Annotated in this window: 10 protein-coding genes; 3 read left to right on the top strand and 7 right to left on the bottom strand. The window is 52.7% G+C overall.

The window, feature by feature from the left end:
- Position 1 precedes the first annotated feature (1 nt).
- The 5 genes from G497_RS0104625 to G497_RS0104605 all read right to left on the bottom strand — a co-directional run bounded on the left by G497_RS0104625 (position 2) and on the right by G497_RS0104605 (position 11,734).
- The gene (locus G497_RS0104625; RefSeq protein ID WP_027187271.1) at positions 2-1,516 is read right to left on the bottom strand and encodes a PAS domain-containing protein; all 1,515 of its coding nucleotides are present in this window, start codon (positions 1,514-1,516) and stop codon (positions 2-4) included.
- Between the two features lie 12 nt (positions 1,517-1,528).
- The gene (locus tag G497_RS0104620; protein ID WP_245576344.1) at positions 1,529-2,944 is read right to left on the bottom strand and encodes an HlyD family type I secretion periplasmic adaptor subunit; all 1,416 of its coding nucleotides are present in this window, start codon (positions 2,942-2,944) and stop codon (positions 1,529-1,531) included.
- Positions 2,937-5,207 carry a type I secretion system permease/ATPase gene (locus G497_RS16760; protein WP_051257842.1) on the bottom strand — a complete coding sequence of 757 codons (2,271 nt, stop codon included), beginning with the start codon at positions 5,205-5,207 and terminating at the stop codon, positions 2,937-2,939. The genes G497_RS0104620 and G497_RS16760 overlap by 8 nt, the downstream gene beginning before the upstream one ends.
- Before the next feature lie 745 nt (positions 5,208-5,952).
- Entirely contained in the window at positions 5,953-6,255 is a 303-nt protein-coding gene (locus G497_RS0104610) for a DUF6506 family protein (RefSeq protein ID WP_027187269.1), read from the bottom strand.
- Between the two features lie 178 nt (positions 6,256-6,433).
- Positions 6,434-11,734, bottom strand: a complete 5,301-nt coding sequence (locus G497_RS0104605; RefSeq protein WP_027187268.1) for a beta strand repeat-containing protein — start codon at positions 11,732-11,734, stop codon at positions 6,434-6,436.
- A gap of 337 nt (positions 11,735-12,071) precedes the next feature.
- Between G497_RS0104605 and G497_RS0104600 the strand changes: the two genes are divergently transcribed.
- On the top strand, positions 12,072-12,824 hold the full coding sequence (locus G497_RS0104600; protein ID WP_027187267.1) for a hypothetical protein: 753 nt from the start codon (positions 12,072-12,074) through the stop codon (positions 12,822-12,824).
- Between the two features lie 224 nt (positions 12,825-13,048).
- On the opposite strand, the gene G497_RS20685 is transcribed toward G497_RS0104600, so the two are convergent.
- Entirely contained in the window at positions 13,049-13,342 is a 294-nt protein-coding gene (locus G497_RS20685) for a putative hemolysin (RefSeq protein ID WP_027187266.1), read from the bottom strand.
- Between the two features lie 40 nt (positions 13,343-13,382).
- The gene (gene cls / locus G497_RS0104590) at positions 13,383-14,957 is read right to left on the bottom strand and encodes a cardiolipin synthase (RefSeq protein ID WP_027187265.1); all 1,575 of its coding nucleotides are present in this window, start codon (positions 14,955-14,957) and stop codon (positions 13,383-13,385) included.
- 270 nt (positions 14,958-15,227) lie between these two features.
- Here cls and G497_RS0104585 point away from each other — a divergent pair, with 270 nt between their 5' ends.
- Together G497_RS0104585 and G497_RS0104580 are read left to right on the top strand one after the other, a co-directional pair.
- Positions 15,228-16,796: a SulP family inorganic anion transporter gene (locus tag G497_RS0104585; RefSeq protein WP_027187264.1), complete on the top strand. Its 1,569-nt coding sequence runs from the start codon at positions 15,228-15,230 to the stop codon at positions 16,794-16,796.
- Positions 16,793-17,164: an allophanate hydrolase-related protein gene (locus tag G497_RS0104580; RefSeq protein WP_027187263.1), complete on the top strand. Its 372-nt coding sequence runs from the start codon at positions 16,793-16,795 to the stop codon at positions 17,162-17,164. The genes G497_RS0104585 and G497_RS0104580 overlap by 4 nt, the downstream gene beginning before the upstream one ends.
- Positions 17,165-17,320: the final 156 nt, after the last annotated feature.

Below are 17,320 nucleotides of genomic sequence, written 5' to 3'. Positions count from 1 at the left end.
GTCAGTTTTTAGGATTTGTTTCCTGAGAGAGAGCAAAAATAGTAATGACGCCATAGGCAGTGCCTTCCTGTCCACGAAGTGGTATTTTATACACGGTGTATTTTTGTTGTATATATGTATGTGTGTGTGTCCAGATGTCTGTAAATGGTGTCACCTGCTTGCCATGCAGCACCGTCATGTCTGCATCTTTATGCACTCGTACTTGAGGTGTGCGGAGTAGGCTATACAGTTCTTTCCCAATAATGCTCCCTTCGGGGAGTTCCAGCATGGCAGCACATGCCGGGTTCACATACAATATAATACCTTTATTGTTAATTGCACATACCCCTTCACTAACAAATGCAGAAATAGTCGCAAGAACCTGCTGGTGCAAGGAAAGATGGCTATGTGCTTTTAGGAGCAGCTTTTGAGTATTTTTCTGCCGTCTTCCATCAAGCCACCACCAGCGCATAACAAGCATCACAAACAGAAATAAACCCGCCGCAATAGAAGCAAAAATTGTTTGTATGGCAATTGCTTTAAGGCTTGCGTCTACGGGTTGGGACGGAATTTTTTTGACAATAAACCAAGAGTTCATTTGCGGAATACGCATGGCAGCGGCAAATTGGTCTTGTTCTAGGTTGCCTTGGGCTGCGGGGGCAGTGCGCCAAAAGGTAGCAAGTGTATTGCCTGCAAAATCGGTAAGAAAGGAAGTTTTTGAAGACGAAGGCTGTGGGCTGTCTCCCCCCGGCAGTGCAACATCGTACAGTGTTGCCAAGGGGGAAGTTCCTGTTGGGGTAAGGGAAACCAGCTCATCGTGGTGGCGTTCAAGAATGAGGGTTTCTATTTGCTGGTTTTTTGGGGTTTCAAGCCATTGCTGCAGGGGGGCCGCAAGGTTGAATGTTAACAGCAACCCACCTGCCAGAGGCAAGCTGCCATCTGCGCTTCCGGCAGCGTATACAGGAAATACGACATCAAGGAGTGGCCCGGTGCTTCCCATACGCACAGGCATGTCAAAAGGCACACCTTCTGTCAGTTTTGCCGCCAATAACGTGGTGTTAAACTGCGTGTCCACTGCGGTTTGTGTATTATCATTTGTTGGCGTCACCCCGCTGGCGGCCACCTTACCTTCAAGGGTAACAAGCAGGGCTTGCGTTGCCTGCACCCTGGTGGCAAACCGCTGTAAATACACCGCCATGGCCTGGCGCTGTGCATCATTTACTGGCAGTGTTATTTCTGTGGCTGAACCGGCAGAAGGCCCGGCATGGGTCATGAAAATCTTTACTATGTCCATGGCTGCAAACACTTCCCCTTGCTGGTGAATGGGGGCATGCCACAAGGCAACCTGGTTTACTACGGCGCGTGTTTCTGACCATAAGCGTACCTTGGTGTCTTGGATCAGTGCATCGCGCTCGCCTGTAAAAAAGAACCAGCCGCCAACGGCAACATATGTTGCAATAATAACGCAAAGAGTGAACGCGCGTTTGGCAATGCCGGGGGGGGGCATAATACTGTGGTGTGCCTGTTGGGTATTCATGCGGTCCCCTTCTTAGCGTTCATGCAAGGCGTTCTGGCTGGCCTTGAGAATCGGTTTCAGTATATAATCCATAACGGTTTTCTGCCCTGTCAGAATATCTACAGAGGCAATCATGCCAGGAATAATGGGTAGCGATTTGCCCTGGTAAACAATGGAGTTTTCCGTGGTGCGCACTTGCACAAGGTAATACGTTTCGCCACGTTTATCCTCAATGGTATCGGCACTGATGCGTTCCACCTGCCCGGCAAGGGATCCGTATATGGAAGAATCATAGGCCGTAATTTTTACTGTAGCCTGTTGCTGTGGCCTGATGAAGGCGATGTCGGAAGGTTTGATGCGCGCTTCAATAATGAGGGAGTCGTCCAGGGGAACCACTTCCATAATGGTTTCCCCGGGTTTGATAACCCCGCCCACGGTATTGTTCATGATTTGCTTGACAATGCCCCGCACTGGGGCGCGCACTTCCTTGCGTACAACCCTGTCTGAACCTGCGGCCAGGGTTTGCTGCAACGAGGCCAGTTCGGAGTTCCGCTTGGCCAGTTCTTCTGCGGCAAAGCTATCAAGTTCAGCCCGGCGCACCGCTGTTTTTTGTTCTGCCTCATGGGCGGCAGCTTGGGCTTTGGGAATGGCCACTGCTACGGAATCAATGCTGCCTTGCAGGGTAATGAGTTTTTGTTGCAGGTCCAGGTAGGTCATTTCTGCAAAGTTTTTTTGGTCCAAAAGCCCCTTGGCAATACCCACCTGACGTTGTTGCACCACCAGGGCAGACTCCAGTTCATGCTTTTTCGCCATAAGGTCTGCCACCTCATGCTGGCGTTGCTGGTGCTGAAATTCCAGCATGTTCAGTTCCGCCTGGCGCTGGTTTTGGCGGCTTACGAACAGTGTTTTTTGCCCTTCCACAATGTGGGGGGCCTTTGCCACAAGGTCTGTAGGGAATACGGGGGGGGTTCCTTGCAGTTCTGCTTCCAGCCGGACAATGGCGGCCTTGTTTTCCAGTATTTTATTGCCAGCATCGCGGAAGACGCTTTCAGCCATTTCGTTGCTCAGGCGCATAAGCACCTGGTCTTTTTGTACTGTTTGTCCTTCACGTACCAATATTTCCTGAACAATGCCGCCTTCCAGGTTGCTGATAACTTGGGTGCGTTGTGAGGCAATAACCTGCCCTTGGCCGCGTGCCACTTCGTCTATTTGTGCCAAAGAGGCCCATAGAATAAAGACAAAAAGCGCCGCACATGTGGCAATGGAAAGCAGCAACGGGCCAAAGCGGGGCTTGCGCAGCATGGCGGCGTCTACCCGGTTCATGTAGGGCAGTTGTTCTTCCTGCTTGTTGCGGGAAAAGAACCCTCCAGTTGTTTTTTTTCCGGTAGGGGGCATGTGGGCATTTTTGATGAGCTCTTCCATTTCTTGGGGGGAAAGGGGGTTAGGCATGGCTGGCTCCTTCATGTGGCTCACGAACCGGGGGCGGTGTGTGGGACAATAGTTGCAACACATCCTGCTTGGGGCCATCCGCCATAATTTTTCCACCTTCCACAACAATCAGCCTGTCCACCAGGTCCAAAAGGCTCAGCCTGTGGGTAATAAGGATCAGGGTTTTTCCTGCGAGAACCTTGCCAAGGCGCTGCTTGATAATGGCCTCTGTGGCATTGTCCATGTTGCTGGTGGGTTCATCCAGCACAAGCACATCGGGGTCAAGCAACAATGCCCTTGCCAGGGCAATGGACTGGCGCTGCCCCCCGGAAAGGTTCATGCCCCGTTCCCCCACCCTGCCGCCAAACCCTGCGGGGTTGGACTGGATAAATTCCAGCGCTCCGGAAAGGTAGGCTGCCCGCATAATAAGCCTGTCGCTTACAGAAGGCATGCCAAGGGCAATATTATTGCGTATGGTATCGTGGAATAACACCACGTCTTGCGGCAGAACGCCCAGCCTGCTGCGCAGGTCTGAAGGATCAATTTGGCGCAAATCAACCCCGCCAAAACGCACTGCCCCTTCAGCAGGGGGGTAAAACCCCATAAGAAGCTTGCCCAAAGTTGACTTGCCTGCCCCCATGCGCCCAATAATGGCAACACGTTCACCAGGGGTAATGTGCAGGTTCACTTCCTTCAGCCCGGCAACCGTACTGCCGGGATAGAAAAACGTGACTCCTTCCAGGGTATAAGCGGGTTGGATGTGACCAAAATCCACGTGGGCCTGGCCTTCATCATTTTCGCTGGGCAGCTCCATGAGCTTGTCTAGCACTTGCAAGGTAAGGCGGGAATGTTGCAGCCGGTTGAGCATGGAGGCAATTTGCATAAGCGGGGCCATGGCCCTGCCCACCAGAATGTTGGAAGCTATGAGGCCGCCCATGGTGAGTTCGCCAGTGCTGATGCGGTATACCCCCCACACAATCATGGCCACGGTGACCATTTGGGAAATACCGCTGGAAACGGTGGTGGAGAGGGTGGCGTAGCGCTTTGAACGGCTGGAAGCCTCGGCAGAGTCGTCCACCACCAGTTCCCATTTACGCAGCATGTGGGCTTCGGCGGAGCAGCTTTTGACGGTTTCAAGGCCATTCACAATTTCATTGAGCAATGCCCCTTTTTGCATGGTCTGGGCGTAGCTGCGTTCTGCTTCACGCTTGGCAATACGCTGAATGACAAACCCGGAAATAATCATAAGGGGTATGGCCACAAGGGGAACAAGCACCATGGGGCCAGCAATAAAGGAAATGAGCCACAAGAAGAGTAAGAGGAAAGGCAAGTCTACCAAAACAAGCAGCGAGCTGGAGCTGAAAAACTCCCTGAGTGACTCAAATTCCTTGATATTGCTAATGAGCGCCCCGGTGGATTCAGGCCTTACGCTCATGCGCATGGTAAGAATTTTGCTCACCAGCTTGCTGGAAAGCACCACGTCGGCATTGTGCCCGGCAACGTCCACAAAATACCCGCGCAAATTGCGCAGCAGCCAGTCAAAAAAGTAGGCAAGGCATACCCCGGCAGCCAGCACCCACAGGGTGTCAAAGGCACTGTTGGGCACAACCCTGTCATACACGTTCATGGCAAACAGGGAAGAAGCAATGCCCAGCAGGTTAATAAGCACGCTTGCCAGGGCCACATGTTTATATATGGGCAGGTAGTGAGTAAAGACGTCCCAAAACCAGCGGCGTTCTTTGTTTGGGGTAAGGGGGCTTATGCGGGTGTCTGGCTGTTCTTCCAGGCTGACGAATATACAGTACCCCGTATAATCGTCATTCAGTTGCTGGGCCAGCAGCTTGCGGGGGGTGGGGTAGTCGGATTCGCCGCGAATGCAGTCTTCAGGGAAAATGGCTTCCACCATTTCCCCCTGAATGCGGGTAACCACACAGCTTCTGTCATTTTTGAGCAGTAAAATGCAGGGCAGGGTAAGGGGTGAAATGCTTTGTATGTTTTCACGTTCCGCCACATGGCTTTTTAACCCGGCACGGCCTGCGGCGCGCAAACATTCTGCCACAGAAGGTGTTGTTCTGTTCTCCCCGGAGGTGCCCATACCCGCCATAAGCCAGCCAATGGAAACACCCTTGCCCAAAAGATGCAGGGCAATGCGGGTGGCATGCACAAGGGGCGGGGCGAAATCCACATCCGCAGGGGCAAGACCTTCCAGGCTTGCCGCACGTTGAGGAGTGACTTCAGGTGAAGGGGCCACCTCAGTGGGGGGTGGGGTGGGGGTTTGGGTCATGGTTCTTCCTTATGCATGGTCACCGTGGCGTAACACGATGAAAATGTTCAGTTACCTTATCGTCTAGCCTGTATCTTATCAAGAGTAAAGCTTTTTCGTATGGGACATGTCGCTGTGTTGGGGGCAGTATATGAAACCAGGGAGAGTGCCCGTGCAGCGCAAGAAAAGCCAGTGCAACTTGGCAATTACGGTGCAAGGGAAAGGAGAATGCGCCAAGGCGAGGAGGATTACCCTTCTGTAATAGAGGCCCAGGTGGCACCACTGTAGAGTAATTTGGGAAGGGGAGAGGAGAGATCCCCAACCGAACATGCACTACAGAAGGAGGCAAGCTGGTGAAGAGGAATGGCTTGAGAGTAATGCAGGGGAAAGCTGGGGGGGGGAAAGCCGGCCACCCATGGCACAGGAGCAAGTAAATGCGGTATGCATAAAGCGTTTATGCTTTCTTACCTAACATTATACTGATGCAACGCTAACACGTTTTAATATCGTTGTGAAGTATTGAATGATTGAAACTTTACATATATGAGTACGGGCAACACGCAATAGCCAGTATTAGAGCATTTTAACTTTGAAAACAATGCTGTCCGGCTTTTTAGCCGGACAGCATTGTTTTCAAAGTTAAAATGCTCTAAGGGTAGTATAACTATAGGGTGTGTTGCAGTTTGCATCTGCCATGCGGTTCATACACAAATAAAGGAGTATTGTTGTGTTGCTTTAAGAAAAAATGGAATAACTCAGCGTTTCCCTAAAACAGGGTGTCGCCGCTTTTAAACCCAAGCCCTGGGTGGGCGTCAAACCGTACAACCCCAACGGCAGCCTTTCCGGCAACAGCCTTGCTCACAAGGCCCACCCCTTCATTGCCAAACCCGGCGCACAGTTCTAGGGCCGTAACCCCTTGCTCCACCAGTTGCACAGCCACCTTCTGGGCTTCTGCATAGTTTTTTACCCCCACCGTTGTCAGGGTTATTACTGGGGTGTCTACCACGGTACGGTGTGTTTTGGGGTTTGCCTCTGGCGCAATAAACAGAAATGCCGCTTGAATTTTCATGCTTAATCCCTTTTTAATACGGTGCAGCTTATCGCTAGAACCTGTGTTAATTTTTCTTGCCAATACCATAGCCTTGAAACTCTGTATAGTGCCTTGAGAGGAGGGCGATACACATGGCAGAAGCCTGCAACCAAGGGGTACTTTGTGTAAAGTACCCCTTGGTGTTTTAGTAATGCTCTTAGTTGTTTTGGCTGTGCAGCAGAATCTGCTGCGCCAGTTCTGCCTGGCTCAGGCTGCTGTTTTCCAGAACAATAACCTGGTCGAAGTGCCCTTCATTGCTTTGCCCGGAAGTGCTGATTTGGACAATGGTGTTCGTTCCGTCGCTGGTCACGTTCAGGTAGTTATCCAGGTTGCCACTGGTGGCGTCGTCGCCCAAAAGGTTGCTCAGGTCCAGTTTGTCGTCTTTGCCAAAGTCGGTAATCACATCACGGGCAGGGGCATCTGTTGTGCCCTGGTCGCCCATGCGCCATACAAAGGTGTCTGCACCCGCGCCTCCTGTAAGCACGTCGTCTCCTGCGCCACCAACAAGAATGTTGTTGCCGGAGTTGCCAATGAGCGTGTCATTGGCGTTGCCGCCGCCAAGTCCTTCAAAGTTGAGGATGCTGGCCTTCATGTAGCTGGCTTGGTTGTCAATGCTTACCGTGCCTGTTTCACTCAAGCTCAGGGTATGCCCTGTGCTGCTGTTGTAAGTAAACAGGTCATCACCCAGGCCACCGTCAATGGTTTTTGCCCCTGCGCCGGAGAACATGTCTACGGTAATGGTGTCGTTACCACCCACCTCAACGCCAGCCGCCAGTTTGCCGTCGCCATAAACGGTGCCGCCGCTCATGGTGCCAATGTGTATGGCGTCATCGCCTGCCACCACGCTGTTGCTGGTAATGTTGGGGGCATCTCCGGCAAGGGTTCCGCCGCTCATGGTGGTTACGGTAATAATGTCATCACCACCAATGCTGTTGTCTGTCATGTTGGTGCTGGCATCGCCGCCAAGGGTGCCGCCGCTCATGGTGTTAACATGCATGGTGTCGTTTCCGCCCACCATGTCCACACCAAGGGCAATAGCGTCGCCCCCCATGGAACCATAGGTGCCGGAAAGGGTGCTTGCTGTCATGCTGTCGTCGCCCAGGCCACCAGCCAGTTTCCCCTGTACGTTGCCAATAACCAGGGTGTCGTTACCAGCGCCTGCGTCCACATTGCCGTATTGGTTGATGGTGCCTTTTACTTCAATACTGTCATTTCCGGCCCCGGCGTTTATGCTGCCGCTGCCGGAGTTAAAGCTTCCCGCAATGGTAATGGTGTCGTTGCCGCTGCCAAGGTTGGCATTGGCGGTGAAGTTGCCACCAACGGTAATCAGGTTATTGCCGCCGTTTGTTACCAGGGTGCCATTATCTCCCCAGCTGCCATCCACAGTAATGATGTTGTTGCCACTTCCCACGGTAACACTTGTTTTTCCAGCACCACCAGTAATGTGTATATTGTTTTCACCTTCGCCGAGGTTGAATTTGGTATCCATTACACTGCCAGTTACAGTGACTGTGTCATCGCCGCTTCCGGTAACTACCTGAGAGGCACTGCTAATACCACTTTGCAGCTCCACTTTGTTATTACCATTGCCCAGGTTGATATTCGCCAAGTCTGCCTTGCCATGAATTATGAGGGTGTCATCCCCTTCTCCTGTTTTTATACCAGCACGAATAGCCTTGCCTCCACCGCCCGTCCTTCCTTGGAACGATCCATCAATCACGATGGTGTTGTCGGCATCCGCAGTGGTGCCCATGGCGGTAATATAGTCGCGGTCACCGTCACCTTGCAGAACCACGCTGCCGCGCACATGAATGTCGTTGGCCCCGTCGCCAGCATTCATGGTGCCGCCGCCCATGTTGCCTACAGTAATGGTGTCGTTGTCTTTCCCTGTGCTAATGTATCCGCCCGTGAAATCAGCTTCCACTGTCACCAGGTTTGCGCCATTGCCAAGGTTCATGCTGCTCTTGGAATTTCCAAGAACGGTAACGGTGTCGTCACCCCCGGCAGCAATAATAGAGCCACCCGCCTCATTTTCAATAAGGAGTGTGTTTTGCCCGTCACCAAGGTTAAGGGTGCCTGCTGTTGTGGCTCCTTTAATGGTAACGCTGTCGTCGCCAGCGCCTGTAAGAATGGTGTTGTAGGTATACAGCCCACCGTTCAGTGTCAGGGTGTCGGCCCCATCGCCAAGGTCAATATCGCCGCTCACATTGCCAGTACCACCAATGGTAACAGAATCGTTCCCTGTGCCAGAGGTAATTTTTGCCCAAGAGTTGCCACCAATGTCCAGGGTGTTGTCGCCGTTGCCCAGGTCAATGGTGCCTTGGGCGCTGCCGCCAATGGTCACGCTGTCGCTGCCTTCCCCTGTGGTGAGGGTGGCATTAATGCCGCCTGCAATATGCAGGGTGTCGTCACCTGCGCCAAGGTCAATGGTGTTGGTTACCGTGCCAGAACCACCAATGGTGACAGAATCGTTGCCAGTGCCAGCGGTGATTTTTGCGGAAGAATTGCCTGCAATGTTCAGAATGTTGGTGCCGTTGCCAAGGTTAATGGTGCCTGTGGCAGTGCCTGCCACGGCCACGCTGTCATCACCTTCGCCCGCGTTCAGGGTGCCACCTGTCATGCTGCCAAGGGCAATGGAATCATTACCTGCACCAGCATCAACCGTACCGGAAGCGAGGGAGGCAATGTTCAGGCTGTCATTGCCGCTGCCTGTGGTGACGTTGGCTTTAACTGTGCCTTTTATGGTAAGCTGGTTTGCGCCGTCCCCTAGGTTCATGCTGCCTGTGGTGATGCCTTCGCCAAAAATGGTAACGGAATCGTTGCCGCTGCCGCTGGTTATGGACCCGGTGGAAACACCTGTAATGCTGGCCCCTCTACCAATGTTCAACGTATTGTTGCCTTCACCCAGGGTAATGACATTGCTGGAAGAGCCGCTGATATCCACCGAATCATTGCCCATTCCCGTAGTGATGTTGGCACTGCTATTGCCAGACATGCTCAACGTGTTTTCGCCGTCACCCAGGTTGATGGTGCCTGAGGTGTTGCCGGTGGCAATATATACTTTGTCGTTGCCACTGCCTGCGGTAATTGTGCCAGTGGAAGCGGTGTATACATAGAGTTCGTTGTTGCCTTCACCAAGGTTAACGGTGCCTTGGTTGTAGGCGCTTACCACAACGGTATCATTACCAGCCCCGGCATTAATGGTGCCAGTGTTGTTATAGACCTTAATGTTGTCACTACCGCTGCCAGTGGTGACGGCACCAGTAGAACTGCCACCAATGGTTAGTGTGTTGTTCCCGTTGCCAAGGTCAATAGTAGAAGTGGCTTTTGTAACACTACCAAGAATCGTTACAGTGTCGTCACCTTCCAGGGCGGTGATATTTGTTTTGGAATCTTTTTTCATAAGCAGGGTGTTGTCACCATTGCCAAGGTCAATGGTGCCACCATAAGAAATGCCAGCTACGGTTACGCTGTCATTTCCTTCTCCTGCTTTGAGTGTGGCACCGGGAAATATATCTGTAATAGATATTGCATCGTCTCCAGCCCCGGTGTTCACCACTCCAGTGCTTAACACGGCAAGAGTAAGAGTGTCTTTCCCTGTTCCAGTTGTGATGTCGTCAGAGACAGAACCAGTAACGGTAATTTGGTTGTCTCCGTCGCCAAGGTTCATGATGTTGCCGGAGTAACCCTGAATGGTAACAGAATCATTATCTGTGCCAGCGATGATTGCTGCAACGGAGTTGCCTCCAATGGTCAGGGCGTTATCTCCATTGCCAAGGTTAATGGTGCCTGCGGCAGTTCCTGCTATGGTAACACTGTCAGCCCCTTCCCCTGTGTTGAGGCTGCCGCCTGTTGTGCTGCCAAGAGTAATGGAGTCGTCACCTGCGCCAGAATTGACAGTGCCAGAATTGAGGGTGGTAATGTTCAGGGCATCGTTGCCGCTGCCAGCGGTGATGGTGCCGCTGGAAATGCCGCCAACTGTCAGGGCGTTGTTTCCTTCGCCAAGAGTAACCCTGGAAAGTTTGTCCAGGTCGCCTGTAATGGAAACCGTGTCGTTGCCTGCATCGGCTTTTATGGCAGAGCTGGCAAGCACTGCACCGTTTATGGTCAGGGAGTTGTCGCCAGCGCCAAGGTCCACGGTGCTGGTATTGACACTGCCTGTAATATCCACAACATCAGCGCCTGCACCAGCTTTTATGGCAGAGCTGGCAAGCACTGCACCGTTTATGGTCAGGGAGTTGTCGCCAGCGCCAAGGTCCACGGTGCTGGTATTGACACTGCCTGTAATATCCACAACATCAGCGCCTGCACCAGCAGTAATAGATGCGTCTTGCAGGGCTTTGTCGTTGCCTTGAATGTGAATGGAGTCTGCACCGTCGCCCGTGTTCAGTGTGCCCTGAAACACCAGGGCGTCGCCTGCTTTTGCGGAATACCAAATTTCGTTAGCGCCTGCGCTGTCTGCGCGGGTGCCGGAACCTTTACCGCCGGATTCAGTTTGCCATTCCCGGCTGGAGTCTGCCATGGTGTACCCTTCGGGCAGCAGGGCGTCTTCGGTGGCAGAATCGTATTGGCCGTCCTGGTTTACCACAACCTGCATGGTGTAAGTGTGGCCGTCTACAGTAATGGTCAGGTAGTCATAAATGTTGGCACCGCCGGAAGCTGCAAGGGCCGCAATACCAGCCGGAGAAAGGCTCAGGGTAAGGCTGCCGTCTGCGTTCATGGTCGGGGGCAGAATGAAATAGCCGTTTTTGTCGGTAATGGTCACCGCGGCATTGGGGTCCACTGTATTCCCGTTTTCTCCAACCAGGCGGAAGTTTACGCTTTCTCCTGCGTCGGCATCTGTTTTAAACAGCACGGCGCGGCCTTCAATGGCAGGTGGGGGGGGCACTGGTGTAGGGCCGGGTGTCGGGCCGGGTGTAGGGCCGGGTGTAGGGCCGGGTGTAGGGCCTGGTGTAGGGGTTGGTGCATCTTCTGTTGTGGCAGTTGGCTGTAACAACCCTTCGCCTGTGGCGGTTGCAAGGCGTGCGCTGGCGGTGGCATCCGTTTGCCCGGTAAGGCTGCCCAGGCGGTCTACACCGGAAAGCAGGTTGCCAGCATCAGCATCATAGTCGCCAAGGCCGCTGCTTTGGGAAGCAGCCGAAGGGCCTGCGGCTGTTGCAATGTCCATGTCAGGCGACTGTGCCCGCAAAAAATCACTGCCAGCTACGGTTTGTCCGTCTGCAAGCACAAAATCTGGCAACTGGCTTCCCTCACCCACCACAAAGTAATCGGTAAGAGTAACTTTGCCGCCCTGGTCAGTTTCAATAACAAGGTTATTTTCGCTGCGCACAAAGCTGGCAGAGGTAAAGTCCATAGCCAATTTATAGGTATGTGTTTGGGGGCGTTCCAAAACAACATTTTCGCCCGCCTTGGGGGCAGTAACAAGAACGAAAGATGCCGAGTTTGTTTGGGCTTCCATGATAATCTCACTTGGATAGTAAAATGTGCATATACATCTGTATAGTTTTTATAAGCACATTTAATTTTTTTTGCAATAGATTTGTAGAAAAGTGTGTCAATAAAATTTGGGACAACAAGGCAGTTTCAAGCCTATCTGCGGCGATAGTATGTGCTGCAAGCCCATTACCTGCATGAGACATTTGCCATGCGGGTTGAATTGCTATAGATTTACACCATGGCGGCGCAAGCTTACTGTGGCAGCCTTGCCATGCCATGAGTGTGCACAGGTTCATTGCTGTTACCCTCAAGTAGTAGCCAGGGCAATAACGGCTACACCCCCCCATAAAGGAATAAACATGCGTTTTACACTTCAAGCCTTAGTGGCACTTGCTGTTCTTTCTACGCTGATGCTGGCTGGTGCAGCCATGGCAGCACCGGCAAATGGTATGCGTTACAAAACCATTGCCGATGAACTGGACACAATATTGCGTACCAAAGATTTGGCCTGGCTTAAAAAAACGTTTGGTGCGCCAGTTGACACGGTAACAACATACCCAGGCTACACTGTTCTGCGCTGGAAGGCCCCTAAGGAAACCACAGATTGTAAAGTGGCCTTTGCCTTTGCCAACAGCGCCCCCAATGTTATTGAAGGCTGGTCCACCAACTGCCCCGCAGGCGTGGGCAACAAAGCCTATGGCGAAGTGGCTGCCTCTGCTCCTGTACCTAACCATGTGATTCCCGCAGCTTTTGCCCGTGTTGTCAACCAAATCAAGCCGCAGGGCAAAGCCGCAAGCGGGATGAGGCGCAAAGCCTCTTTTGCAGACTGGCTGTCTACTTACGTTGGGAAGACGGAAGAACAAGTGTATGTAGACATGAAAAAACTCACAAGCAGTGAAACGCTGCATAATGGCAAGGTCATAAAAACCTATTCGCGCACTGTGCTGCGCAGTGAAGCTCTTGATGATTATTATTACACGTGCCATTACAGCCTGTCTTTTCTCAAAGGGATTGTTGTTGGCTACGACCAGGGCAATTGCAGCACCGGGTATTTTGAAAATGACGTTTTTGTCCCTGCGGAGACCCCCGTTGCCCCGGAGAGTGCGCTATAGGGAAGGTATAGCCGAGGCCGCTGCCCTGGAAGAATTAGAGCGCAAGGCGCAAGGGGATGTTGGCAGTGGTACTGACGAGAGCAAGAACAAGAAAGACGAGCCCCCGCAGGGTGGAGTGTACGCGGTAGTAGAGGTGGAGCAAAGATGTGGCGGCGTAGGGCCTGTGCGGTGCTGCGCCGCAATTTTTGATGAGTGCCAAAGGCTGCGGCGGCGAGTGCGGAAACTTACTGCGTTGTGCCATTGGTGGCAGGGTGGTTGCGGCGGTACAGAACCCACTCTTCAATAATTTCACCGCTGGGCAGGCGGCATTTGCTATAAATGCCTTCGGGTGTTTCCACCGGAATGGAGGTGCCCCCTAGCTGCTGGCAATACACGGAAGCCGGGTTGGCAAGCCCTGCTTGCTGCTGGGCCGGTGCATTTTCCCGGTTTTGCATTGAACTGGTAGCGTTTTGGGGAGCCGGGGAACATGCTGCAAGCAACAGAAGCGTGCTGCATAGAATGAGAAAGAACTGACGCATAGAACCTTCTTTATAGTAACAGTGGAGTCTGGCCCATTGGTTACGCCATGGGCGAAATGAGCTTGCCAATGTTTTCCAGAACTTTGTGCCATAACGGGCGTTTTGTCCACTGGGCAAAGTGCAGTTGTTTGGCGTTGGCAATATCTGCAAGAAAAAGCTGTTCCCCTTGTTTGGCAAGGTCTGCATCGTACATGAATGTTTGTGATTCGAAGTTAATGCTCAGGCTGCGTGTGTCAAGGTTCGCTGTGCCAACAGAGTACACGGCAGAATCACATACAATTGTTTTGGCGTGAATAAAGCGGTTGGGGGGATATTGGTAAATGCGCACCCCGGCCCGCAACAGTTCTTCGCAGGAATGCAGGCTGGCCCAGAACACCATGGGGTGGTCGGGTTCGCCGGGAATAAGAATGCGCACGTCCACCCCGCGTAAGGCGGCAGTACACAACGCTTCTTGCAAGGCTGTACCGGGAATAAGGTAGGGGGATGTTATCCATAAATTTTTTGTGGCACTGGTAAACAGGGAAAAATAGGCTTTTTTAATACAATCCCAATGGCTATTGGGGCCACTGTGGGCTATTTGCACCTGGCTTGTACCGGGGGTGTTGTTTTGCTGGCGCTGCGTGCTTTGGGTAATTTTCTTGAGCAGGGCAGGGGGGGCACCGCACAGGGTAAGGTCTTCCACAAAGGTTTCCACAAGGTTGTGCACCGCGGTGCCTTGCAGCATACAGTGCGTATCCCGCCAGGGCAGTTGCCCCCCATTGTTTTGCAGGTAATATTCACGAATATTGACGCCGCCCATAAAGCCAAATTCATTGTCCACCAGCAGTGTTTTACGGTGGTTTCGGTAGTTGGCTCCGCGCAGCATGGGGAAGGCCACAGGCAGAAAGGCCTGCACAAACACCCCAACCTTGCGCAGTTCTTCCACCGACTTGCGGCTAATTTTCCAACTGCCCACAGCATCGTATAGCAAGCACACGGTCAGGCCTTCCCGCGCTTTCTGGGCCAAGGCCTTTTTAAAGGTTTCGCCAATGGCGTCGTTGGCAATAATAAAGGTTTGAAACAGCACATATTCTTTGGCCTGCTGTATTTTTTCCAGCATGGCGTCGTACGTTTCTTTCCCGTCTACAAGCAGGGTTACCCGGCAGTTTGCATGCACTGGGGCAAGGGAGCTGCCGTAAATAAGGGCAGCCGTTTTATTGCCCAAAGAGCGCTTGTATTCTTCGGCTTGGGCATGTTTTGCCTTTTTTCCGCCGGGTGCTGCAAGCTGTTTTTTACGGCTATAATAACGCAGGTCAGGGCCAATAACCCAATAGCACAGTAAGCCTAAAACTGGGAGCAGGGCAAGCACCACAAGCCAGGCCATGGTACTGTCCGGGTTTTTGTTTTCCAGAAAAATGATGGAGCCGACGAACAGCACATACAGAGCAATGCCTACGCGGTAATAGTGCCCGACAAATCCTACAACGTTGCTTTGCACAAGAAGAACAGCCGCCTGAATATGGTCGTGGGTAAAGAACAGGCTGGTGAAGATAACGGCACACAAAAGCCCAAGCACAAGACCGCCGATGATGAAGCGCAAAAAGTAATGGATGCGCGGGGAGTAATTGTATTGCATGCCCTGTATGGTGCCAGAAGTGCCGAGCTATGACCAGAAGAAAAGCGGGTGGCAACTAGGTGGGCGTGCAAGTTTAAAAAGTACCCTCTGGGGGCTATGCATACCACGCAACGTTGTGTTCAATGGTACTTCAATTTATTGTGGCACAATGCTTTTTTGCAGAATAACCTGAAGGGAATACAGAGGTTTTCTGTTTCTTCTTGACATTGTATACAACGATGAATACAAAAAGAAATACAAAATGGCAATTCGCCACAACGGAGGTTCACCATGGCTTCAACGTTTAAACCGTCATTGTGGGGCGCTGGAGATTTGAATGCCTTTTCCGGGCTGTTCACCAACGTCCTGTTGAATACTCTGGTCCTTACAGGTCTTGCCCTTGGGGTGGTTGGCCTGCCGGAAAACATTGTGTTCGGTCGTATTTTGCCTGCCCTGGGCATTGCCTTGCCCCTTGGCAACCTGTTTTATGCCTGGCTTGCCTGGGACCTGGCCAAACGTGAAGGGCGCGACACCGTAACGGCCCTGCCGTACGGCCCCAGTGTGCCGCAAATGTTTATTGTGGTGTTTCTGGTTATGCTACCCACCTACCTGCGCACAGGCGACCCCATTCTTTCCTGGCGGCTTGGCCTTGTGTGGGCCATGATCACCGGTATTATTGTACTGTGCGGCGTGTTTGTTGGCCCCACCATTCGTAAGTACACACCGCGTGCTGCCATGCTGGGCACCCTTGCCGGGGTTTCCGTGGCTTTCATTTCCATGCGCCCGGCTTTCCAGATGTTTCAGGAACCATGGATAGCCCTTATCTGCTTTGCCATTATCATGCTTTCCTGGATGGGCAATGTACGTATGCCCTTCAATATCCCGGGTGGCCTTATGGTGGTGCTGGTGGGCAGTGTGCTGGCCTGGGGAGCGACCTTCCTTGGCTATAGCGACATTATGGTGCCTACCAAGGTGGGCGAGGCCATGAAGCACATCAGCATTAACCTGCCTTCCTTTTCTTCCGACGTGATCAGCATTCCCTTGAGCGACTTGTGGCCGTTGCTGGTAACCGCCATTCCCCTGGGTATTTACAACTTTACTGAAGCCATGAACAACGTGGAATCTGCTGCGGCCGCAGGCGACAACTTCAACCTGCGCAAAGTGTTGCTGGCAGATGGCACCGGGGCTATTGTGGGCGTGTTCTTGGGGTCCCCCTTCCCCCCTGCTGTGTACATTGGGCACCCCGGCTGGAAAGCTGTGGGCGGGCGCATTGGTTATTCCATGGTCACAGGCATTTCCATTATGCTGGTGTGCTTCCTTGGTCTTGCCGCCTTCCTGCTTGCCATGGTGCCGCTGGTAGCCATTTTGCCCATTTTGCTGTTTATCGGCCTTATTATTGGGGCGCAGGCTTTTCAGGCCACACCGCGCAAGCATGCCCCAGCCATTATTCTGGCACTTATCCCCAATATATCTGAATGGGCCAAAGGCCAGGTGGACGGCACCCTTGCCGCTGCTGGTGCCACCGTGGAAAGCATTGGCGCAGCCAAGCTCGCTTCTGCCAACGTGTTGTATTACGGCATGGAACACCTGGGCGGCGGCGCAGTGCTGGCGGGCCTTATGCTGGGTGCCATTGCCGTGTTTGTTATTGAAAAACGGTATAACTGGGCGGCTGTGTATTCTGGCGTGGCTGCGGCCCTTTCCTTTGTGGGCTTTATTCACGGTTCCCACCTGGCGCTTAACGCCACCCCCCCTGTTACCATGGGCTATACCATGATGGCCTTGACCTTTGCTTTTATTGCCATGAAACAAAAAGAACCACTGGACTGGACACCGGTGGATAGCGAGGAAGAACATATATGAAAACGTTGTTTGTAAACGGAACCCTGATGCGCGGCCTGAAGCTGAACAAGAACCTTGATGGCGCAGAATTTCTTGGTGAATTCAAGACAAAGCCCATGTACCGCATTCACACCATTGGTGATGTGCACCCCGGTATGTATGCAGTGGAAGAAGGCGGCATTGTCGTGCCCGGTGAAATGTACTGCATGAGCGATGCAATTTGGCAGCGTGTGGAAGCAGGCGAACCCCCACACCTGTATTGCGGGCCAGTGCACCTGGAAGACGGGCGCGTGGTGGACGGCATTCTGTTCCCCAAAGAAGAAGCCGTGAAACACCCGGACATTTCCAGCTTTGGCGGCTGGCGCGAATACATGGCAACCAAGGAATAGATAGTATTGCGCAGGGAATTTTATTGACTTTTATTGGGGGACGCTGCTCAGGGCCTGTGTACCCGATCCTCCAGCCCCTCAAGGGGCATAATGCCCCTTGATCCTCCATTTGCGTTCACGTTTTCGCGAAGCGGGAACGTGAACGCTGATGCGGGT

Source organism: Desulfovibrio cuneatus DSM 11391 (assembly GCF_000430005.1).
Taxonomy (GTDB): domain Bacteria; phylum Desulfobacterota; class Desulfovibrionia; order Desulfovibrionales; family Desulfovibrionaceae; genus Frigididesulfovibrio; species Frigididesulfovibrio cuneatus.
The sequence above is the reverse complement of the archived record's forward strand: the minus strand, read 5'-3'. Positions and strand labels throughout refer to the sequence as shown.